Annotated in this window: 19 protein-coding genes; 3 read left to right on the forward strand and 16 right to left on the reverse strand. The window is 47.4% G+C overall.

The genetic code is table 11. The annotated features are described in order from the left end of the window. The first annotated feature begins 181 nt into the window (after positions 1 to 181). A complete protein-coding gene (locus tag Selli1_RS09750; protein WP_281872909.1) occupies positions 182 to 1,573 on the forward strand; it encodes a recombinase family protein in 1,392 nt (463 codons plus the stop codon). Here Selli1_RS09750 and Selli1_RS09755 read toward each other — a convergent pair. After that, the gene (locus tag Selli1_RS09755; protein ID WP_281872910.1) at positions 1,570 to 1,884 is read right to left on the reverse strand and encodes an ABC transporter substrate-binding protein; all 315 of its coding nucleotides are present in this window, start codon (positions 1,882 to 1,884) and stop codon (positions 1,570 to 1,572) included. The two genes, Selli1_RS09750 and Selli1_RS09755, sit on opposite strands and share 4 nt — an antisense overlap. 234 nt (positions 1,885 to 2,118) lie before the next feature. On the opposite strand from Selli1_RS09755, the gene Selli1_RS09760 reads away from it, so the two are divergent. After that, positions 2,119 to 2,319 (forward strand): cold-shock protein, encoded by a 201-nt coding sequence (locus Selli1_RS09760; RefSeq protein WP_087168450.1) that lies wholly within the window; start codon positions 2,119 to 2,121, stop codon positions 2,317 to 2,319. Positions 2,320 to 2,437: 118 nt separating this feature from the next. Here the strand turns inward: Selli1_RS09760 and Selli1_RS09765 are convergent, their stop codons facing one another. The 9 genes from Selli1_RS09765 to Selli1_RS09805 form a co-directional block, all read right to left on the reverse strand. Beyond that, entirely contained in the window at positions 2,438 to 2,872 is a 435-nt protein-coding gene (locus Selli1_RS09765; protein WP_087168451.1) for an ACT domain-containing protein, read from the reverse strand. 11 nt (positions 2,873 to 2,883) lie between these two features. Beyond that, positions 2,884 to 4,209 (reverse strand): phenylacetate--CoA ligase family protein, encoded by a 1,326-nt coding sequence (locus tag Selli1_RS09770; protein ID WP_087168452.1) that lies wholly within the window; start codon positions 4,207 to 4,209, stop codon positions 2,884 to 2,886. A 12-nt stretch (positions 4,210 to 4,221) separates the two neighbouring features. Beyond that, complete coding sequence (locus Selli1_RS09775; protein ID WP_087168453.1) at positions 4,222 to 4,638, reverse strand: ACT domain-containing protein; 417 nt, start codon at positions 4,636 to 4,638, stop codon at positions 4,222 to 4,224. 9 nt (positions 4,639 to 4,647) lie between these two features. Continuing rightward, a complete protein-coding gene (locus Selli1_RS09780) occupies positions 4,648 to 5,217 on the reverse strand; it encodes an indolepyruvate oxidoreductase subunit beta (protein WP_087168454.1) in 570 nt (189 codons plus the stop codon). Next, complete coding sequence (iorA, locus tag Selli1_RS09785; protein WP_191434031.1) at positions 5,217 to 6,971, reverse strand: indolepyruvate ferredoxin oxidoreductase subunit alpha; 1,755 nt, start codon at positions 6,969 to 6,971, stop codon at positions 5,217 to 5,219. Before iorA ends, Selli1_RS09780 begins: the two co-directional genes overlap by 1 nt. Before the next feature lies 1 nt (position 6,972). After that, the gene (locus Selli1_RS09790; RefSeq protein ID WP_281872912.1) at positions 6,973 to 8,283 is read right to left on the reverse strand and encodes a phenylacetate--CoA ligase family protein; all 1,311 of its coding nucleotides are present in this window, start codon (positions 8,281 to 8,283) and stop codon (positions 6,973 to 6,975) included. A 169-nt stretch (positions 8,284 to 8,452) separates the two neighbouring features. Continuing rightward, complete coding sequence (locus Selli1_RS09795; RefSeq protein WP_281872914.1) at positions 8,453 to 12,952, reverse strand: PolC-type DNA polymerase III; 4,500 nt, start codon at positions 12,950 to 12,952, stop codon at positions 8,453 to 8,455. A gap of 13 nt (positions 12,953 to 12,965) precedes the next feature. Next, complete coding sequence (gene ispG, locus Selli1_RS09800) at positions 12,966 to 14,027, reverse strand: flavodoxin-dependent (E)-4-hydroxy-3-methylbut-2-enyl-diphosphate synthase (protein ID WP_087168458.1); 1,062 nt, start codon at positions 14,025 to 14,027, stop codon at positions 12,966 to 12,968. Between the two features lie 82 nt (positions 14,028 to 14,109). Beyond that, the gene (locus tag Selli1_RS09805; RefSeq protein ID WP_087168459.1) at positions 14,110 to 14,574 is read right to left on the reverse strand and encodes a hypothetical protein; all 465 of its coding nucleotides are present in this window, start codon (positions 14,572 to 14,574) and stop codon (positions 14,110 to 14,112) included. Between the two features lie 205 nt (positions 14,575 to 14,779). On the opposite strand from Selli1_RS09805, the gene Selli1_RS09810 reads away from it, so the two are divergent. After that, positions 14,780 to 15,130, forward strand: a complete 351-nt coding sequence (locus Selli1_RS09810; RefSeq protein ID WP_087168460.1) for a helix-turn-helix domain-containing protein — start codon at positions 14,780 to 14,782, stop codon at positions 15,128 to 15,130. A 64-nt stretch (positions 15,131 to 15,194) separates the two neighbouring features. Here the strand turns inward: Selli1_RS09810 and hisC are convergent, their stop codons facing one another. The 6 genes from hisC to Selli1_RS09840 form a co-directional block, all read right to left on the reverse strand. Then, on the reverse strand, positions 15,195 to 16,250 hold the full coding sequence (hisC, locus tag Selli1_RS09815; protein ID WP_087168461.1) for a histidinol-phosphate transaminase: 1,056 nt from the start codon (positions 16,248 to 16,250) through the stop codon (positions 15,195 to 15,197). 6 nt (positions 16,251 to 16,256) lie between these two features. Continuing rightward, the gene (locus Selli1_RS09820) at positions 16,257 to 17,453 is read right to left on the reverse strand and encodes a pyridoxal phosphate-dependent aminotransferase (RefSeq protein ID WP_087168462.1); all 1,197 of its coding nucleotides are present in this window, start codon (positions 17,451 to 17,453) and stop codon (positions 16,257 to 16,259) included. Continuing rightward, positions 17,450 to 18,364 carry a DUF2156 domain-containing protein gene (locus Selli1_RS09825; protein WP_087168463.1) on the reverse strand — a complete coding sequence of 305 codons (915 nt, stop codon included), beginning with the start codon at positions 18,362 to 18,364 and terminating at the stop codon, positions 17,450 to 17,452. The genes Selli1_RS09820 and Selli1_RS09825 overlap by 4 nt, the downstream gene beginning before the upstream one ends. An 83-nt stretch (positions 18,365 to 18,447) precedes the next feature. Then, the gene (gene prfA, locus Selli1_RS09830) at positions 18,448 to 19,521 is read right to left on the reverse strand and encodes a peptide chain release factor 1 (RefSeq protein ID WP_087252578.1); all 1,074 of its coding nucleotides are present in this window, start codon (positions 19,519 to 19,521) and stop codon (positions 18,448 to 18,450) included. Continuing rightward, entirely contained in the window at positions 19,514 to 20,395 is an 882-nt protein-coding gene (gene prmC / locus Selli1_RS09835) for a peptide chain release factor N(5)-glutamine methyltransferase (protein ID WP_118635827.1), read from the reverse strand. The genes prfA and prmC overlap by 8 nt, the downstream gene beginning before the upstream one ends. Continuing rightward, positions 20,392 to 21,342: a DUF1385 domain-containing protein gene (locus tag Selli1_RS09840; RefSeq protein WP_191435884.1), complete on the reverse strand. Its 951-nt coding sequence runs from the start codon at positions 21,340 to 21,342 to the stop codon at positions 20,392 to 20,394. The genes prmC and Selli1_RS09840 overlap by 4 nt, the downstream gene beginning before the upstream one ends. Between the last annotated feature and the right edge of the window lie 26 nt (positions 21,343 to 21,368).

Here is a 21,368-nt window from a genome sequence, read left to right on the forward strand (position 1 = left end):
TTACGTGTTTTATTTTGCAACTAACATCATAAAGAAAAACTGTATGATTGGGAAGTAGGGATTTTCTCTGCTTCCCTTTTTATTTAGGAAAAATTCCTATTTTTGCCAATAATAATTATACACTAACTCTTGTTCTGCTTTGGCTGTTATTTTTATACAATTACATAAAGGAGATGATACCATGTCGGAGAAAATCAAACGCTGCGCTATCTACATTCGTGTATCCACCTCAGAACAGCTCGTACATGGGAAATCACTGGAAGCTCAGAAAGATTATCTTACTTCCTATGCCAAAGATCACGGCATGATTCCTGTTGGAGTCTACGCAGATGAAGGTAAAACAGCCAGAAAAGAGCTGAAAAAGCGGAAAGCGATTCATGCCCTTCTGGAAGATGTTAAGGCCGGGAAAATCGATGTCATCCTCTTCTGGCGTCTCGACCGCTGGTTCCGTAACATGTCCGACTTTTACAAGGTACAAGACATTCTGGACGAATACAAGGTTTACTGGATTTCTGCATCAGAACCAGGAATCAACATGGAAACCCGTGACGGCCGTCTGCAGCTTAATGTCGTACTGTCGATCGGACAAAATGAAGTCGATACAACTTCCGAGCGTATCAAATTTGTAAATGAGGCTTCGATCCGACAGAAGAAAGTCATCTTTGGCGAAGCCAATATGCCAAGGGGATATAAAATCGGTGTTGTAAATGGCCAAAAATGCATGGTGAAGGATCCTGATCAGGAAGAACTGGTCAATGCTTTCTTTGATTATTTTGAAAAGCATCAGGGAAAACAGGCTACGCTGCGTTACATACAAAGCCATTATGATCCTTCCTTTTCCTACAGTAGCCTTCGTACTATGCTCTCAAGCGAGTTTTACAAAGGAACGTACCGCGGAATACCCTATTGCCCTTCCTACGTTTCTGAAGCCCGCTGGGCACGTTTGCAGAAGATCAGTAAGAAGAACATTAAAACCACTCCATCCGGAAGGATCTATTATTTCAGCGGGATGATCCGTTGCCCGGAATGCGGACAGATTCTGGCCGGGACCGGCTGCAGATCGATCATCAACCGCAAAACCGGTGAGAAACGGGATTACTGCTACTACCGCTGTAATCGGGCTATGATTGACCGGATATGCACGAATAAGCATAAAGTAAGTCAGAACCTTGTAGAAACTTATCTGCTTGATAATCTGGAAAGGGAATTCGAAGAATATAAAATTCGTGTAGAAGAGATTCAAACGAAAAATAAGCAAACGCCGAAAGTTCGAACCGAAGAACAGATCGAAAAAGAAATGTCCAGGCTGAATCTTCTCTTTCAGAAAGATCGAATTACCTGGGACTATTACAGCAAAGAATATGATGCTCTGGAATCTGAAAAAAACAGCTTAAAAACGGTCATCATAGAACCGGAAAGCGATTATTCCTTCATGGAATCGCTTCTAAAAAAAGATTTCCTTTCCATTTACCATTCCCTTTCTGAAGAGAACCGGAGGACTTTCTGGCGTAACATCATCCGGCAGATTCATCTGAAGCCTGACTATACTATTGACTATGTTGATTTTGTTTAGAATTGCTCTGTTTGCGGTGCGGATATACTTTTCCGCACCTTATAGAGAAAGTCTCTGCCTAAAATGTTTTCTCCAAATCCGGTGACAAGTTCCAGATCAATCCCTTCGTCCTTAAAATAATCTTCCTCGACAGCCACATACATCGGGGCATAAAAAATGGAATGGGCAACTTCATTCAAAGTTACTTTTGTAAGTCTGGTTTCCTCCTTTTTGTCCGATTCTGATGAACCGGTCTCTTCTTTTGCACATCCGGCAAGTACAGATGCTGCGAGAGCAGCAACAAGAAGTGCGGACAAAAGCTTCTTTTTCATAATAACCTCCACAAAACTGTTTCATACCATCAGATTATGCACTCCCACGAAAGGTGTGAAGGCCGCTTCTCATTCCGTATTTATCAGAATTTTATTGAAATTCGGACAATTCTTCTTTTACGCTCTATATTTCTCGACAAATCATTGACTTTTCACGCAAAAAGTGCTATGCTCTAGTAACATCGTATATTCGATGTATGGCTTATTGTTTTTATTTTTTATGGAGGTAGCACTATGAACAAGGGTACCGTAAAATGGTTCAACAACCAGAAGGGATATGGATTTATCTGTGATGAATCCGGAAACGATGTATTTGTACACTATACCGGACTGAATATGGATGGATTCAAGACTCTGGAAGAAGGACAGTCTGTTGAATTCGAAGTAACAGAAGGAGAAAAAGGTCCTCAGGCTGTCAATGTGACCAGGTTATAATCGAAATTGTATGCATCTTTTATTTATATAAATTCGTTTTTCAATTTAGATATTTAAAAGCCATAGAATCTGGATTACAAAAAAGGCTGTCGATGACAGCCTTTTTTGATACGTTTCTTTATAAATTTGCCTTATAAGCCTCATCTGCTTTCCAGACACCGAATCCACTTTGCTTCAATATGTCTGCCGCTCTTTCCGGCTCATCTGTCTTTAGGACTGCGGAAGCATCTTTACCGTTCGCGAATGCGTACATATATTCTACGTTAATTCCGCCTTCCACAAGCTGATGCATCGCTTTGCTCAAAGACCCGGTTGCATGCGGAACTCTCAGGGCAATAACCGGTGTGAGCATTGCCGTGATTCCAATCTTCTTCAACTCTTCTTTCCCCTTTTCCGGGTCTGAGACAATCATTCTTAACATCCCGTACTCTGTTGTATCTGCAAGGCTGAGGGCGACAATATTGACGCCGTTCGTTCCAAGCGCATGCAGAACTTCATCGAGTCTTCCTTCTCTGTTTTCCAGAAATACCGATAACTGCTGAATTGTACTCATGCTTTTCCCTCCTATACAAGATTCCGGTTGTCAATTACACGTTTTGCTTTTCCTTCACTTCTCTCGATCGTCTTTGGCTCTACCAGTTTGACTCTGACAGAAACGCCAAGCGCCTGCTTTAAGACATCACCGATCTTATGGCGGAGTGCATCCAGTTTCCGGATTTCATCCGAGAAAAATTTCTCATCCACTTCTACCATGACCGTAAGTACATCCATATTGTCCTCTCTGTCGATAATCAGCAGATAATGCGGAATGACTTCTCCAATTCCAAAGAGTGCTGTTTCCACCTGGGTCGGAAATACATTGACGCCGCGGATGACTTTCATATCGTCTGTACGTCCTTTGAACTTGGAAATTCTCGGTGTTGTACGTCCGCATTTGCATGTCTCATGGCAGATGCTTGTAAGGTCTTTCGTCCGGTAACGGATTAACGGTACGGCTTCCTTGTCCAGCGTGGTAAATACCAGCTCTCCGGTCTCTCCGTCTTTCAACGGCGCATGTGTGGCCGGGTCGAGTACTTCCGGATAGAAGAAGTCAGAATTCACATGGAGTCCTTCATGGTGGATGCAGTCCATCGCAACACCCGGTCCGCTGATCTCACAGAGCCCGTAAATATCAAAGCAGTTGATCTTCAGAATCTCCTCGATCTTGTGCCGCATCTCCACAGTCCAAGGTTCTGCTCCGCATACTGCCGCCTTGATTTTCATCTTTTCAACGACACCTGCTTCCTGCATGGCTTCTGCAAGATGCATCGCATAGGACGGTGTACAGGCAAACGCCGTGGCGCCAAAATCTTCCATACACATCAGCTGACGTTTCGTATTTCCGGCTGACATCGGGATTGCCATGGCTCCAAGCTTCTGCGCTCCAAAATCCAGTCCCATTCCTCCGGTAAACAGTCCATATCCATAGCAGACATGAATCCGGTCCTGCGCTGTCAGTCCGGCCATCGTAAGGCAGCGCGCCACACACTCGCCCCAGATGTCCACGTCTTTCTGCGTATAGGCCATGACCGTCAGTTTTCCGGTCGTGCCGGACGTTCCCTGAACTCTTACGATCTTTTCATTCGGCACTGCCTGAAATCCGAACGGATAGTTGTCACGCAGGTCCTCCTTTGTCGTAAACGGAAGTTTCGTGATATCTTCGATTCCTTTGATATCTCCCGGTTCTACACCGAGTTCTTTCATCTTTTCCGTATAAAAAGGAACGACCCCGTACACTCTTTTTACAAGATTTTTCAGTTTTTCCCCCTGAAGTACCATCCGTTCATCTTCGCTCATACATTCTGCTTGCGGATCACGGATCTGTTCCTTCCATGTTTTGTCTGTTATCATGCTCTTTTCCTCCTATAACTCCTCATCCGAGACAAGCTTTACTCCTGCCTTCGCAAGAATCTTTTCCGCACGTTCCATGTCATCTGTCGAAAATACCATCACCGGTGCGTTATTATCACGGATCACGAACGAATAGATATAATTCAGATTGATCTGTCCGTCAGCCAGAATGGACAGCATTCTGTTTAAGTTTCCTTTTTCATCTTTTAATTCTACTCCGACCACGTCATAGATCCGTACCACAAATCCCAGTCTGGTCAGCGTCTCTTTCGCCCGTTCCGGCTGGTCCACCACCATCCGCAGGATTCCGAACTCCGGAGTATCAAACGAAGCAACCGCACGGATATTGATCTCCGCCTCCATCAGCTTTGAGGTTACTTCCATCAGACTTCCCGGTCTGTTTTCCACAAATACCGATACCTGTTTCATTTCGTCCTCCTATCGTGCTGCTCCTGTTTCAAATGCCTTTTTATTGATCTCGATTGTCTTTGGCGGCACCGTCTTTTCAATCACCCGGTACCACTGTTCTTTTGTGAAATCCATATGTCTGGATGCGATACCGAGAACAATCATATTGAATACTTTTGGATTTCCAAGCTTCTTGGCCTCCTCCGTCGCGTTGACAGTGTAGACTTTATGTTTCTCTTCCAGCGTTTCAATGATGTGTTCCGGATACCTGGCCGCGCCGATCACAACCGGCATCGGATCGATCCTCCAGTCATTCAGGATCAGTGCTCCCCCTTCTTTCAGAAAATGTGCATAGCGCAGTGCTTCCAGACGTTCGAACGCGATAATAATATCTGCGCAGCCTTCCTCCACAATCGGTTCTGCCACCTTGTCTCCATAGCGGACAAAGGTTACAACACTTCCTCCTCTCTGCGCCATTCCATGGACCTCCGAAAGTTTGACGTCATATCCTGCATCCAGTGCAAGTCCTCCAAGAATCCGGCTTGTCAGAAGTGTTCCCTGGCCTCCGACACCGACGATCATAATATTTTTTACTCCCATTACTTTTCACCTGCCTTTACCAGTTCAATCGCTCCAAACTTACAGAGGGATTCACAGAGTCCGCATCCGGTACACATGGTGTCGTCAATCCGGATCGTACCGTCTTCATTTCTTGTCATGGCCGGGCAGCCCGGTTTCATACACATGCCGCATTTTTTACATTTTTCCGGATCCGCAGCATAGAGCGGTTTTGGTCTCTTGTCAAGAAGTACGCACGGTGTCTTTGTAATGATGACGGATACTTCGTCTTTTGCCACTTCTTCCTTAATTGCTTTCTCCAGCGCTTCAATGTCAAAGGCATTGATTTCCTGCACATTCGGCACACCGATTGCACGGCACAGATTCGGAATGTTGATTGCGTAAGTCGGATCTCCCTGAAGTGTTTTTCCGGTCGCCGCATGATCCTGATGGCCTGTCATTCCGGTAGTGGAATTATCCAGAATCAGCACCGTTCCGGTAGCCTGATTGTAAACCATGTTCATCAGGGAATTGACACCGGTATGTAAAAATGTCGAATCTCCAATTACTGCCACCCAGTTTTTGATGTATTCTTTTCCTTTTGCTTTCTCCATTCCATGGAGGCTGGAAATACTTGCTCCCATACAGATTGTCGTGTCCACCACGCTGAGCGGTGCCACTGCTCCAAGTGTATAGCATCCAATGTCTCCTGCCGCATGCATCTTTAATTTGTTGAGAACATAGAAGACGCTTCTGTGCGGGCATCCTGGACAGAGAATAGGCGGCCGCTGCGGCACATCTGCCGGCGGATCCATCCGTACTTCTTCTCCGAGGATGGCCTTGCGGATCATATTGGAACTGTATTCTCCCTGAATGGTAAAGATCTCTTTTCCAATGGCAGGAATACCCCAGGATTTTACCTGCTCTTCAATGACAGGATCGAGTTCCTCCACCACATACAGTGTCTCAACTTTAGATGCAAACTCCCGGATCAGTTTTTCCGGAAGCGGGTTGACCATGCCAAGCTTTAAGACCGAAGCCTGAGGCAGTGCTTCTTTCACATACTGATACGGAATTCCACTTGTGATGACTCCGATTCTGGTATCGTTCATCTCCATTTTATTGATCGGAAGCGTATCTGCCGCTTCTTTTAATTCGTTATTTCTCTTTTCGATTTCCACATGCCGGAATTTTGCGTTTCCAGGCATCATGACATTTTTCCGGATATCCTTTTCATATGTTTTGTCCGGAATCTCCTCCCGGTCTTTGAGTTCCACAAGTCCCTGAGAGTGTGCCAGTCTTGTGGTGATACGGAAGATGACCGGACGGTCAAACTGTTCGCTTAATTCAAATCCGATTTTGACAAACTCTTTTGCCTCCGCACTGTCTGACGGTTCCAGAACCGGCACGCCCGCAGCCCTTGCAATCATTCTCGTATCCTGTTCATTCTGGGAGCTGTAAAGTCCCGGATCGTCCGCCACCATAAAGAGCAGTCCTCCGTTGACTCCCATGTAAGAAACCGTATAGAGCGGGTCGGAAGCTACGTTGAGCCCCACGTGCTTCATACATGCCATGGCACGTACTCCTGAGATGCTGGCTCCGATCGCGGTTTCTGCCGCCACCTTCTCATTCGGTGCCCACTCCGCGTACAGATCATCCCTGTATTTCACGAGATTTTCGCTGATTTCCGTACTCGGCGTTCCCGGATAGGCTGACGACACCTTGACTCCGGCTTCATACGCCCCTCTTGCGATTGCTTCGTTTCCAAGCATTATGACTTTCTTTGATTCTGACATTCTATAATCCATCCTTTCGTAAATCCTTGATTCTCTTTGCCTTTCCCTCAAATCTCTGCAGAGAATAAGGCGCTACCAGCCGGATTTCTGTTGCGAGGCCAAGCTGGGATTTCAGTCCCGCCTTGATCTTCTTTTCCAGTTCGCTGAGTTTTCCGTAGCTGTCAAGCAGCCTGTCATCAATCAGTTCCACTGTGATGGTCATAACGTCCAGTCTGTTCTTTCTTTCTACAAGGATTTCATAGTGTGGTCCGATCTCATCGATCTTGAGCAGTACTTCTTCGATCTGCGTCGGGAATACATTGACGCCGCGGATGACAAGCATGTCATCTGCCCTTCCGGAAAGATTTTCGATTCTTGCGGTCGTTCTTCCGCATTTGCACGGCTCATAGAAAATCCGGGTCATATCTCCGGTCCGGTAACGGATAATCGGAAGAGCCTCCTTTCCAAGACAGGTCACAACAAGCTCTCCACGCTCTCCCGGCGGCAGCACTTCTTCTGTCTCCGGATTGATGATTTCCGGTATGAACCAGTCTTCATTTACGTGCATGCCGCAAAGCTCTCTGCACTCGCCTGCCACACCCGGTCCGCAGAGCTCGCTCATGCCGTAATTCTGCGTGCAGAAGAACTGATCGCCCCATACATGGTGCATCTCCTCGCGCATCGCCTCGGTCATTCCTTCGCCTCCGAAGAGTCCGGTCCGAAGGCACAGATCTTTCGCCGGATCCATCCCGGCCCTGCGGATCTCTTCGCCAAGATGCAGCGCATAGGACGGTGTCGCCACAAGAAGTGTCACGCCCATGTCTTTTAGAAACATGATCTGTTTTTTCGTATTGCCGGATGACATCGGAATCACCGCAGCTCCGATCTTTTCCAGTCCTCCGTGCAGTCCCAGCGCACCGGTAAAGGTGCCGTATCCAAAGGAGAGCTGCACGATGTCATCTGCGCGTGCTCCTCCCATGCAGGCAACTCTTGCTACATTATTCAGCCAGATATCCAGATCGTTTTTCGTGTATCCGACAACCGTCGGTTTTCCGGTCGTGCCGGAACTTGCGTGAAAACGTACCAGTTCCTTTTTGTCAACCGCAAACAGCCCCATCGGATAATTATCTCTGAAATCCTTTTTGCTTGTAAACGGAAGTCTCCTCAAGTCATCCAGCGAACGGATATCTTCCGGAGCCACCCCTGCTTTGTCCATTTTCCCCCGATAAGGAGCCACCCTCTCATAGATGTAGGAAACTGTCTGTTGCAGCTTCCGGAGCTGGATCTCTTCCAGTTCTTCTCTAGGCAGTGTCTCCTCCTTTGCCCATATCATTTTTTCTTCCTCCTGGTCAGATTAATTTGGGAATAAAACGCTTCCCTGTTCCATGCAATGCCTTCTGTGCAGAAGTCTTTCCTTTCCGGCTTTTTGCACAGAAAAAAGAGGACCCGCCTCTTTGGCTTATCCTCTTTAGTATATCATATTCCTTTATTCGTTTAAAGCATTAATCTGCAAAATCAAACAGAGATAACTGATTGGATTCCGGAAGATCGGAAAGAAGTCCCAGTTCCGACATCTTATCAATCACCGTCTTGCTGGCCTTGGTTCTCTGTCGGAAATCATCTTTTGAAAGGTACCTGCCGTCCCTCGCTGCCTGTTCCACCGCTTCTGCCGCCTTGTCTCCCATTCCATCGATACTGGAAAGGGGCGGCATCAGCTTTCCGTCCACAATCCGGAACTTGGTCGCTTTTGCCTCATAAATATCAATCGGCATAAACTCCAGACCTCGCGCATACATTTCCTGCACGATCTTCATATCTTTCATCGTATCCTGCTCTTTTTTACTCAGCCGGTCCTGTCTGCTTTTATATTCCCGGATATGGTATGCCAGTTTTTCCTTTCCCTGACACATCAGCTCATAGGAAAAGGCGTCTGCACGGATTCCAAAGTAGGCAGCATAATACGCAAGTGGATAGTTGACCTTACAGTAGGCAATCCGGTATGCCATCATAACATAGGCGGCCGCATGCGCTTTCGGGAACATATACTTGATCTTCTTACAGGACCAGATATACCAGTCCGGTACTCCAGCCTCTTTCATCGACTCTTCAAACTCCGGCGTGAGTCCTTTTCCCTTTCGCACTTTCTCCATGATCGTAAAAGAGAGCTCACTGTCCATCCCTTTGTTGATGAGGTAAGTCATAATATCATCACGGGTACAGATCGCCGTGGAAATCGTTGCCTTTCCCTCCTGAATCAACGTCTGCGCATTATTCAGCCACACATCGGTTCCGTGGGAAAGCCCGGAAATCCGGATCAGGTCGGAGAGGGTCTTTGGCTTTGTATCTACTACCATCTGGATAACAAAGTCCGTTCCGAACTCCGGAATACCAAGGCATCCAACCGGACATCCGTCAATGTCATCCGGCGTGATGCCGAGTGCCTCCGTATTGGCAAACAGCGACATGACTTTCGGGTCATCCAGCGGAATATCTCTGGCGTCAAATACATTCTCTACGCCGTCATATTCATTGTCCATGGCGTCCGAATTGATCAGCTCCTCCAGTGTCTTGATCATGGTCGGATCATCGTGTCCCAGAATGTCAAGCTTTAATAGGTTGTGGTCAATGGAGTGGTAGTCAAAATGAGTCGTAATGATATCCGTATTCATATCATTTGCCGGATGCTGCACCGGGGTAAAGGAGTTGATGTCCTCACCGTGAGGAAGAACGATAATTCCTCCCGGATGCTGCCCTGTACTTCTCCGGATTCCCGTACATCCCTGCACGATCCGGTCGATCTCACAGTTTCGCTTCCTGCTGCCCCGCTCTTCATAATAGTTCTTCACAAATCCGAATGCGGTCTTGTCCGCCAGGGTACCGATGGTCCCTGCGCGGAACGTCTGCCCTTTTCCAAAGATGACTTCCGTATACTTGTGAGCGTTACTCTGATAATCTCCCGAAAAGTTCAGGTCAATATCCGGCTCTTTGTTTCCTTTAAACCCAAGGAAAGTCTCAAACGGGATATCGAACCCGTCTTTGACGAGCGGATGTCCGCATACCGGGCAGTCCTTGTCCTTCATATCCCATCCGCAGCCCCCCGCAAACGCGCGTACTTCCTCGGAATCAAAGTCACTGTAATGGCAGTGCGGACAATAATAATGCGGGCTTAGCGGATTGACCTCCGTGATTCCTGCCATGGTAGCGACAAAGGAAGATCCGACTGATCCACGGGAACCAACCAGATATCCATCCTCATTGGACTTCCATACCAGCTTCTGGGCAATAATATACATCACGGCGAATCCATTGGAGATAATAGAATGAAGCTCCCTCTCCAGCCGTTCCGTCACGACGTCCGGGAGGGGATCTCCATACATTTCATGGGCTTTTTTATAACAGATATCACGCAGGGTCTGATCGGAATTTTCAATGACCGGAGGACATTTGTCCGGTCGGACCGGAGCAATCTTTTCAATCATGTCCGCAATCTTATTCGGATTCTCAATTACAACCTCATGGGCTTTTGCCGCTCCGAGGTAGGAAAACTCCTCCATCATCTCTTCCGTCGTATGCAGATACAACGGTGCCTGTTCATCCGCATCAGAAAAGCCTTTTCCCGCCATGATGATTCTACGGTAGACCTCGTCCTCCGGATCCAGGAAATGAACATCGCAGGTTGCCACAACCGGTTTGCAGAATTTCTCGCCAAGCCTTACAATTTTCCGGTTCAAATCCCGCAGGTCCTCCTCGCTTTTTACATTGGAAACACGGTCGCTTGCAATCATGAACCGGTTATTCCCGATCGGCTGGATTTCCAGATAATCATAGAAATTCACCAGCTTTGCGATCTGTTCTTCTGATTTTCCATTTAAGACAGCCTGGAACAGTTCGCCTGCCTCACAGGCGCTTCCGATAATGAGTCCGTCCCTGTACCGTAAAAATTCGCTCTTTGGAATTCTCGGCATTCTGGAAAAATACTGCAGGTGGGACATGGAAATCAGGCGGTACAGATTCACACGCCCGGTCTCGTTTTTCGCCAGAATGACCGCATGGTGGGACGGAAGTTTCCGGATTGCGTCCGGATTCATGGAGCCGAAGTGATTCAGCTCTTTCAATGTAAAAATTTCCCTGTCTTTCAGCATTTCGACAAACCGGACAAAAATCTCGGCCGTCGCCTGGGCATCATCCACGGCCCGGTGATGATTTTCCAGCGAAATGTTCAGTGCCTTTGCCACAACATTCAGCTTATACTTGGAAAGAGTCGGAAGGAGCACCCGGGCGAGGGCCACCGTATCCACCGATATAAATTCCTTCTCGATCTCCTGATATCTACAGTTCTGCTCAATAAAACTGACATCAAATCCTGCATTGTGGGCTACCAGAACCGCATCTCCCACAAAGTCCAGAAATTTTGGAAGGACTTCCTCGACAGGCTCGGCATCCATCACCATGTCATCGGTAATACCGGTCAGATCCGTGATCTTAAACGGAATCGGAATCTTCGGATTGACGAAAGTACTGAAACGTTCTGTGATCGCTCCATGTTCCACCTTGACCGCTCCGATCTCGATAATCTTATCCTGAATCGGGCTGAATCCGGTCGTCTCCAGGTCAAATACCACATATGTATCCTGAAGAGTCTGGTCCTTCGCCCCCTGGGCAATCTCCGTCAGATCATCCACCAGATACGCCTCCACGCCGTAAATAATTTTAAACGGATCGTCTTTATCCAGAGATTCGATATAGTGGTTGGCATCCGGGAATGCCTGAACGACACCGTGGTCCGTAATGGCAATCGCTTTGTGTCCCCAGTCATGCGCACGCTTTACAATATCTTTGACTTCCGATACCCCGTCCATATCGCTCATTTTCGTATGACAGTGCAGCTCTACACGCTTTTCCGGATAGAGATCCTTTCTCTGCACGGTGAAGTCACTGATTTTCCGGATTCCGCTCACAGAACCGATGGTCAGCTCCCCATCAAATTTGTCGATCGTGGTAATCCCCTTTACTTTCAGGAATGCACCCTTTTTAATGTCGCCAAGCAGGTCCGGGAGCTGGTCGTTTCTGGCAAACATCTTGACAACGATCGTATCTGTAAAATCGGTGATGGCAAACATGAGGATCGTCTTTTCATTCCGGATCTCTCTCGTATCAAAGCTGATGACCTTTCCCCGGATAGTGATCTCGCCCATCTCACCCAACACCTGGGAGAGTTCGATCGGAGGATCATCGAAGTCACGTCCGTAAATCATGTTCGGATCATCCGATTTTCTGAAATCACGTCTGACAAACGGTTTCTTCATCTCTTTTCCAAACCGCTTTTCTTTCAATGTCTTTGGAGCAGATTTTGTTTTCTCTTCTTTTGTCCCGTTTTCTCCGGCATCCGCCTCTTCCGTATTTTTCCGTTTCTCCTTGCGGAGTGCCTCGTTTCTCTCAATAATTTCATCCACTTCTGCCTGAAGCTGAAGTTCGTTAAACTCAAGCGCGCTCTTTTTTTTCGGCGGTTGATAGCCGACTTTAATGGAAAGAGGCACATGAAAACGGTCATTAAACACTTCGGAAAGGAGGCTTACAATCGCCTCCTTCTTTCCTTCTGCCACGATAGAATTCTGAAGCTTCAGATTCAGAACGCTGTCCTCGAAATCATAGTCCGCATGCTCAAACATGCTTCTCTCAACGGCGCTTCTCTGCTCCAGCTCCAGAAGGATACTGTCATAATACTCGTGCATCAGGTTTTCCGGCGTATACTGCTCTGACAGCTGATAGCTCTCCAGAATCTCCACCTGGATCATCGTCCGGTCAAACAACTGGTGCTTGATAGCATATTCCAGTTCATAAATCTTCTTTTTCTGCAGAAGATGGGTGGAAAACAGATAAATCCGGATAAAATCTCTTGTTGAATTCGTTGAAACTTTCGTAACCCTGACATCTTTCAGCAGAAATTTTGTCTCCTCCGAAAGGTTCAGAGTCGGAAACACTTCAAAAAAGTCTTTTCCCATATGTCATACGTCCTCAATCTTTTTTCCAGTTCAGAAGCTCTTCCCTAAGGGCCGGGAGGAGTTCTTCTTCTTTGAGTTTTTTTACAATCTCTCCCTTTTTAATCAGGAGTCCTTCTCCGACGCCTCCGGCAATCCCGATATCGGCTTCCTTCGCCTCACCAGGTCCATTGACAACACAGCCCATGACTGCCACTTTCACATCGTCAAGCGGGATATCCTGCACCATGTCTTCCACCTGGTTTGCAAGGCCGATCAGGTCAATTCTGGTTCTGCCGCAGGTCGGACAGGAAACGACCTCGATGCCGCCCTTTTTCAGCCCCAATGTCCTTAAAATCAGCTTTGCGGATTTGACTTCTTCCAGCGGGTCTCCCGTCAGAGAGACGCGGATGGTATTTCCGATTCCCTGATAAAGAATGATTCCAAGCCCGATGGAAGATTTGATATTGCCGGAAAGGATAGTCCCTGCTTCCGTAATACCGACGTGAAGCGGATACGGACACTGCGGAGCAAGTAGTTCATGCGCTTTGACACACATCATGACATCAGATGCCTTAATACTGACAACCAGATTGTTGTATCCCATTTTTTCAATCATACGCACTTTATCCAGCGCGCTTTCCACCAGTCCTTCGGCCGTCACGCCATCATATTTTTCCACAAGATTCTTTTCCAGAGAGCCGCTGTTGACTCCTACCCTGATCGGAACCTTGTATTCTTTGGCCTTCTCCACTACTTTTCTCACACGGTCCTGATCCCCGATATTTCCCGGGTTAATACGGATCTTGTCCGCTCCGTTTTCAATGGCCGCAATGGCAAGCCGGTAGTCAAAGTGGATATCCGCCACAAGCGGGATATGAATTCTGCGTTTGATCTCTCTGAGTGCTTCTGCAGCCTCCATTGTCGGAACGGCACACCGGATAATCTCGCAGCCTGCCCGCTCAAGAGCCAGGATCTGCTTTACCGTTGCTTCTACATCTTCTGTTTTTGTGTTTGTCATAGACTGGATGGCAACCGGATAACTGCCTCCGATCTTTACATTTCCTATCTGAATTACTTTTGTCTGTGTGCGCAGCATACTCTTCCTCCTCTACATGAATAAAATCCCCCTCTACCCAAGTCACACGTCATATCCGTTTTCCTGTATAGAGGGGAAAGTTCTATTTTTTATCAAATATCATCTGTTCACCGTATTCGCGGTCCGTAAGCGTCAACGTCTGCCGTTCCATGCTGTAGTCAAACGATGTCGTAAACATGGAAAGCGCTGTATCCAGAGCACTCTGGGTCAACTGTCCATCATACTGCTCCAGGATTCTGTCAATCTCACTTTGCTGCAGTCCGCCGATCACCAGCGTCTTTTCCGTTTTATCCACCTGACAGTCCATTGTCACCGCAAGTTCCGGAACATCCTGCAGATTATCAAACTGAAGTTTAACTTTATCATCACTTTGAATGGTCATTGTAATATTGTCATCCTGATATTCCCATGTCCCAGCAATCGGATTTCTTGCAAATGACCGGATCAGGAAGTACGCTGCAACCGCAATGATGAGAACAGACGCTGTCCAGATTACAATCCGAAACAGGAAACTTCTCTCTTTTTCATCATTTTTGGCAATTAACATCCGGATTACCTCCATATTTTTCTTCTTTTATTCTAAGTAAATTATAAAATTTTTATTCATACCTGTCAACACGGGATTCGTCTCCGGCTCCTTTTGATGCTTTTCGACACATATTGCTCCACCTGTGTTCCTTTCCGCCATACTTCCTGTTTTCCCCACGTTTCTATTGCTAAAATGTAGCCACACTAAAGATAGGAGGCAATATATGGGGTTTTCAGAAAGACTAAAATTACTGCGCAGAAACGCAGACGTAACTCAGGACCAACTAGCACAATACCTTCAGGTATCCCGATCAACCATCGCCGGATACGAGACCAAAAACCGACAGCCAGACTATGACAAACTGTATATGATTGCGCAGTTTTTTCATGTCAGTACCGATTATCTCATTTCCGGCAAGGAGTCGCATCCGGTCGAAGTTTCTTCGTCCGGGCCTGCCATAAACGAACGGATTATTCAGTATCGGCTCAAAACTGTTTTCATGTCTCTCTCCCCGAAGTCAAAGCAGGATCTGCTGGAATATGCAAACCTCCTGGCTTTGAGGGACAGGCAATGATCATCCATACACAATATTTCAGAAATCAGGAAAGGAGGAATTTTTAATTCCTCCTTTTCCTGACTTATTCTTTCATAATCTCTTCCAACGTGTCAAAAAACTGATTCATTTCCTCATCTGTTCCGACAGTGATTCGTAAATACTGCGCGATCTCAGGCTGTTTCCAGTGTCTGACATAAATCTGCCGTTCCTTTAAAGCCTGAAACAGTTTTTCTCCATCATACTTCGGATGTTTTGCAAAAATAAAGTTTGTACTGGAATCCGGAAATTCAAATCCCAGATCCGCCAGTTTCTCTTTGCTCCATTCTCTTGTGGCGACAATCTTTTCCGTCGTCTTCCGGAAGTACTCCGTATCTTTTACCGCTTCCGTCCCGCAGACAATGGCCGGATAGGACATAGTATAGGAATTGAAAGAATACTTCACATCCTGGAGCCAGCGAATAAGCCGTTCGTTCCCTGCCGCAAATCCGATCCGCATTCCTGCCATGGATCTGGACTTGGAAAAGGTTTGTGTCACCAGAAGATTGTCATACCGGTCAATCAGGGAAATGGCGGACGGCTTTCCTGCAAAATCGATATACGCCTCATCCACAATGACGATCACGTCCGGATTCTGCTTTAAAATCTCCTCAATCACATCCAGACTCTCATAAATTCCCGTCGGCGCATTCGGATTCGGGAAAATGATGCCTCCGTTTTCCTTACAGTAGTCCTCTTTTCTGAGGTGCATCTTCTCATCCAGCGGACAGCATTCATACGGGATCCGGTAGAGTTCTGCCCACACCTTATAAAAGGAATAGGTAATATCCGGAAACAGAATCGGCTTTCCGGAATTAAAAAAGGTAAGAAAGCTCATTGACAGTACGTCATCTGATCCCACTCCTACAAAAATCTGTTCCGGTTTCACCTGGCAGTATTCGGCCAGGCTCTCTGTCAGCATGCGGATTTCCGGATCCGGATACAGACGGAGTCTTCCGTCATCCATCTCCTTTAGTGCCCGCTCCACTCCCGGCGCAGGCGGATACGGATTTTCATTGGTATTCAGTTTGATTACTTTCTGCTGCGGCTGCTCTCCCGGAACATAAGGAGTCACCCGGCGGATATTTTCTTCCAGTCTCATACGCGTCTACTCCTGTCCGCGGTACTCGGCCGCAAGTTCTTCAAATTTCGGGAGCGCACGTACAATCGTGTCGTATGCGACACAGTATGCAAGTCTGACATAGCCCGGACATCCAAAGGAGCTTCCCGGCACCATCAGAATATTGTATTTTTTCGCTCTGCTGCAGAATTCCTTTTCATCTTCCACCGGAGACTTGACAAACAGATAGAATGCTCCTTCCGGTTTAATGCAGGAAAATCCCGCCTTCTTTAACCCTTCGTACAGGGTCTCTCTGTTCTTATCATAAAAAGCAATGTCCGCCTTCTCATTCAGGCATCTTGCCACTGCTTTCTGCTGGAGTGTCGGTGCATTGACAAATCCAAGAATCCGGGTTGCTACGTTGGCAGCGGAAATCACATCCGCGCTGTCTGTCACTTCATCCGGAATCACAAGGTATCCGATCCGCTCTCCCGGAAGAGAAAGGGACTTACTGAATGAATAACCTACAATCGTATTGTCGTAATACTTTGTCAGGAATGGAACTTCGGCATCCCCGTACACAAGCTCACGGTACGGCTCGTCGGAAATCAGATAAATATCCGTTCCGTATTCCTTCTGCTTTTCCTCCATAACGGAAGCCATCTTCTTTACTGTCTCCTCGGAATATACGACACCGGTCGGGTTGTTCGGATTGTTGACGATCACCGCTTTGGTCTTCGGCGTGATCTTCCGGGCAAACTCGTCAAGTTTTGGCTGGAATGTCTCCGTATCAGGGGAGATCTCCACAAGCACTCCGTCAAAATTGTTGACATAGCTTCTGTATTCTCCAAAATACGGCGCAAAGACAATCACTTCATCTCCCGGATTGATCAGTGTTTTCAGAATGACATTCAGGCCGCCTGCCGCTCCTACTGTCATCGTAATATTCTTTCCTTCAAAGGAAGTTCCGAAACGCTCGTTCAGATTCTGTGCAACAGCCTCTCTGACGTCCGCATACCCTGCATTGCTGTTCGTATATCCGTGCAGCACAACCGGATCCTCCTCTTTCAGCACATCCATCATAGCGTTTGTCAACGCTTCCGGAGCCGGAATATTCGGATTTCCAAGACTGAAGTCATAGACATTTTCTGCCCCGTAAATCCCGGCAAGCCGGTTTCCTTCCTCAAACATCGCACGGATCGCGGAACTGTTCGCCACCATCCCTTTCATCTTCTCTGCAATCATTCTGATACCTCCTGTACTTTTGATAAAACTCCTTTTTCAAGCAGCATTGCCGGCTTATAGGAAAGCTTTGCTTTTCTAAGCCCCTCCTGTCCGGCATCATCCTCTCTGTTGACATAGCGGTATCCCATACATTCATGTTCCACAAACTGCTGGTTGATCATTGTATATGCACCCGGCACATCGGCAAATGCCTTTTCAATGTGGACAACAACCGTGTCATCACTTACCGGTTCCCCGACGGTAAATGCGACAATCTTACCGTTTACACGAAGAATTCCACCTTTGAGATGCAGCTCCTGAAACAGTCTCAGAGAATTGAGCGTTACACACATCTCGCAGTTTTTCTCTTCATCTTCGTCACATCCGTTTTCGTTTCTCCATTTCAGAGCCATCTGAAAGCATTCTTCCAGATTGTCCTTTGTGAGCGGCTCATATGCCCAGTCCTCATACGTGGCCTTGAACTTATTGATGTGGTTCCGTTTACCGTGAAGCTTTTTCCCCGACAGGGTACAAAGCTTTTCCGACTCATAAATATAATCCGCCGCATCCCTGTCATATTCAATCTGGTACTTTCCCGGATACCAGCTGTCGACAAGGGCAAACTGTGCCTCGGAAAGTCCGTACATATGAAACTCTCCTCCCTGCTCCTCGCAGTGTTTCTCCATCTGCGGGATCAGTTCCCGGATTTCCTCATCCGGTCCTGCGGGCCATGCAAAACCGTACCCGCTCTCTGTCTTTTCCCGGAACAGAATAGCTTTTCCTGTAAAGGCAAAATCCAGATTATAATGTCTTCCCCAAAGCATAACTCCAAAAAATGTTCTGTCACAGCTTCTTGACGGGTATTTCCGAAAATATTCCTTAATCAGTTCCTGATCCTTTAGCTGGACACGGTTAAATTTCCATTCATCCATACTGTATTATACCTTCTTCTTTTCCACGAATACAAAAGCCCTACATCCGGTGCCATACCGATATAGGGCATCCTGTCTGTCAGTTAGTTTTCCTGCATGTTCGCAAGTTTTGCCGCCTGATCGGCCGCAATCAGCGAATCAATGATTTCATCCAGATCTCCGTTTAACACGGTATCCAGTTTGTGAAGTGTCAGCTTGATCCGGTGATCTGTCACACGTCCCTGCGGGAAGTTGTATGTCCGGATCTTCTCGGAACGGTCTCCTGTTCCTACCTGGCTTCTTCTTGCCTCAGCCTCAGCGTCATGCTGCTTTGCCTGCTCCAACTCGTAAAGTCTTGCACGCAGAACCTTGAGCGCTTTATCTTTGTTCTTCAGCTGGGACTTCTCATCCTGACAGGAGATTACGATACCTGTCGGGATATGGGTCAGACGTACAGCAGAGTCTGTCGTATTGACACACTGTCCACCGTTTCCGGAAGCACGGAATACGTCGAATTTACAGTCGTTCATATCGATATGAACATCTACTTCCTCCGCCTCCGGCATGATAGCAACCGTGATGGTGGATGTATGAATTCTGCCTCCGCTTTCCGTTTCAGGCACACGCTGCACACGGTGTACCCCGCTTTCATATTTCAATCTGGAATATGCACCCTGTCCGGAGATCATAAAGACTGCCTCCTTAAATCCGCCGATTCCATTCTCATTGAGTGAAATCATCTCACATTTCCATCTTCTCCGTTCTGCATAGTGAATATACATCCGGTAGATCTCTGCCGCGAACAGCGCAGCCTCGTCTCCGCCGGCGCCGGCACGGATCTCGACGATAACGTTCTTGTCATCATTCGGGTCTTTCGGGAGAAGCAGGATCTTGAGTTCATGCTCCAGCTCTTCCACACGTTTTCTGGCATCGGCAAGCTCTTCTTTCAGAAGCTCCCGCATCTCTTCATCCGACTCTTCCTCCAGCATGGCAAGGCTGTCCTCGATTGTCTCGTTACATTTTTTGTATTCTTTATATGCTTCCACAATCGGAGCCAGATCGTTCTGCTCTTTCATCAGACTGCGGAACCGCGTCTGATCATTGACAACGTCCGGTTCCTGAAGCTCTCCCATAATCTCTTCAAAACGAATCAGCAAATCGTCCAGTTTATCAAACATTTGTTAATTCCTCCTCATTTTCTCTTGCTTTATTGTACACGCCGCCTACTACACGGTCAAGCCCTGCCAGATCCTTTTTTACATAGATCTGACTGTAGCCGGCCTCTTCCATCAGCCTTTTGACATCCTCCGCCTGATCGTATCCGATTTCAAAAAGCAACGTCCCCTGATGTTCAAAATAACCGCCCGCCTCTGAAATGATGCGGCGGTAAAAATACAGCCCGTCTTCTTTGCCGTCCAGTGCCCCGTAGGGGTCATGGAGCCGGACCTCCTCCTGGAGCTTCCGGATCTCTTCCGTCCTGATGTAGGGGGGATTGGAAACGATCATATCGTATGTCCCCTCAATTCTTTCAAACAGATCGCTTTGCACAAATGCGGCCCGTTCTTCCGGAATCTCAAGCAGTCTGCGGTTCTCTTCCGCCATCTTAAGGGCCGGTTCCGAAAGATCGGATCCGGTTCCGGTCCGGTTTTCATTCATTTTTAAAAGGCTTAACAGGATGCAGCCCGATCCGGTGCAGACATCCAGAATCCGCTTCGCGCCTGTATCATCTGCCGCCCGGTCTGCCTCCTCTACAAGGATCTCCGTATCCTGCCGGGGAATGAGCACATGCTCATTGACGTGGAATTCATATCCCATAAATTCCTGCACCCCGGTGATGTGCTGGAGCGGGACGCGGCTTTCGCGCTTTCTTATGGCCTCCTCGTACTGCTCCCGGCACGATTCTTCCATCTCTTCTCTGTCTCTCACAAAATACATGGCTCTGGAAAGGCCGGACACATGCTCCAGCAAAAGCCAGGCATCCAGATCATATTCCGGAATCCCTGCATGCTGAAGCTTTTCTTTTCCCCAGTTCAGTGCTTCCCGGAATGTCATACGGCCTCCTCTTTTCTGCCGGATTCTTCACGGACCGGAAAATTTTCTGCAAGGTACGCCTTCCAGTCAAAGACCGCTTCCACAGAAGCAATCGCAACCTCAATCATACTGTCGTCCGGTTCCTTTGTCGTCAGCCCCTGAAGCATCAGCCCCGGTCTGCTTAACAGGTTAACTACCACGTTATCACTGTTTCCAGCCAGCCGGATAATCTCATAGGAAATTCCCGCAATGACCGGAAGCAGCGCGATCCGGATTACAACCCGCAGAATATGAGACTCCGTCTGGACAAAAAACAGAAGGACAATTCCCACAATCATAACAAACATGAGGAAACTCGTCCCGCACCGTTTATGCTCTTTGGAACTGATTCTGACATTGTCTACTGTAAGCGGCAGTCCATGCTCGATACAGTTGATACATTTATGCTCGGCACCATGATACTGGTACAGACGCCGGATATCCTCCATCCTGGAGATCAGCCAGATATAGCCGACAAAAATCAGAATCCGGATCACGCCTTCGAGAATCGTCCGGATAACATAGGACGGAATGACCGTCTTGAACAGATCTGACAGAAAATACGGAAGAACCATAAAAATTGCGATGGCAATCAGGAAAGAAACCGCCATGACGACCCCGTTGATCACCTGATCCAGTTTCTCCCTTTTCCTGGCCTCCTTTTCCGTCAGCACCTCCTCTTCTTCCTCAAAGCCGGCTGACCACGTCAGCGTCTTCATACCCAGAATCATTGAATCGATAAAATTGAAGATTCCGCGGATAAATGGTGTTTTAAGCAGCTTCTGGTGGGAACCGACGATGCTTTTGTAATCATCCTGCTCCACAACAACCGTCCCGTCCGGCTTCCTTACCGCCACGGCGTACCGGTCTTTGTGTTTCATCATCACGCCTTCCAGAACCGCCTGTCCTCCTACATTTGATGACTTCATTGAAACTCCTTCTCTGCTAAATAACA

Origin of the sequence: Sellimonas catena, assembly GCF_027924685.1 — a bacterium.
Classification (GTDB): Bacteria; Bacillota; Clostridia; order Lachnospirales; family Lachnospiraceae; genus Sellimonas; species Sellimonas catena.

Coding starts and splice junctions, on each gene's coding strand:
- Selli1_RS09750 (WP_281872909.1), top strand. CDS start 182: ATGTCGGAGAAAATCAAACGCTGCGCTATCTACATTCGTGTATCCACC.
- Selli1_RS09755 (WP_281872910.1), bottom strand. CDS start 1,884: ATGAAAAAGAAGCTTTTGTCCGCACTTCTTGTTGCTGCTCTCGCAGCA.
- Selli1_RS09760 (WP_087168450.1), top strand. CDS start 2,119: ATGAACAAGGGTACCGTAAAATGGTTCAACAACCAGAAGGGATATGGA.
- Selli1_RS09765 (WP_087168451.1), bottom strand. CDS start 2,872: ATGAGTACAATTCAGCAGTTATCGGTATTTCTGGAAAACAGAGAAGGA.
- Selli1_RS09770 (WP_087168452.1), bottom strand. CDS start 4,209: ATGATAACAGACAAAACATGGAAGGAACAGATCCGTGATCCGCAAGCA.
- Selli1_RS09775 (WP_087168453.1), bottom strand. CDS start 4,638: ATGAAACAGGTATCGGTATTTGTGGAAAACAGACCGGGAAGTCTGATG.
- Selli1_RS09780 (WP_087168454.1), bottom strand. CDS start 5,217: ATGGGAGTAAAAAATATTATGATCGTCGGTGTCGGAGGCCAGGGAACA.
- iorA (WP_191434031.1), bottom strand. CDS start 6,971: ATGTCAGAATCAAAGAAAGTCATAATGCTTGGAAACGAAGCAATCGCA.
- Selli1_RS09790 (WP_281872912.1), bottom strand. CDS start 8,283: ATGATATGGGCAAAGGAGGAGACACTGCCTAGAGAAGAACTGGAAGAG.
- Selli1_RS09795 (WP_281872914.1), bottom strand. CDS start 12,952: ATGGGAAAAGACTTTTTTGAAGTGTTTCCGACTCTGAACCTTTCGGAG.
- ispG (WP_087168458.1), bottom strand. CDS start 14,027: ATGCTGCGCACACAGACAAAAGTAATTCAGATAGGAAATGTAAAGATC.
- Selli1_RS09805 (WP_087168459.1), bottom strand. CDS start 14,574: ATGTTAATTGCCAAAAATGATGAAAAAGAGAGAAGTTTCCTGTTTCGG.
- Selli1_RS09810 (WP_087168460.1), top strand. CDS start 14,780: ATGGGGTTTTCAGAAAGACTAAAATTACTGCGCAGAAACGCAGACGTA.
- hisC (WP_087168461.1), bottom strand. CDS start 16,250: ATGAGACTGGAAGAAAATATCCGCCGGGTGACTCCTTATGTTCCGGGA.
- Selli1_RS09820 (WP_087168462.1), bottom strand. CDS start 17,453: ATGATTGCAGAGAAGATGAAAGGGATGGTGGCGAACAGTTCCGCGATC.
- Selli1_RS09825 (WP_087168463.1), bottom strand. CDS start 18,364: ATGGATGAATGGAAATTTAACCGTGTCCAGCTAAAGGATCAGGAACTG.
- prfA (WP_087252578.1), bottom strand. CDS start 19,521: ATGTTTGATAAACTGGACGATTTGCTGATTCGTTTTGAAGAGATTATG.
- prmC (WP_118635827.1), bottom strand. CDS start 20,395: ATGACATTCCGGGAAGCACTGAACTGGGGAAAAGAAAAGCTTCAGCAT.
- Selli1_RS09840 (WP_191435884.1), bottom strand. CDS start 21,342: ATGAAGTCATCAAATGTAGGAGGACAGGCGGTTCTGGAAGGCGTGATG.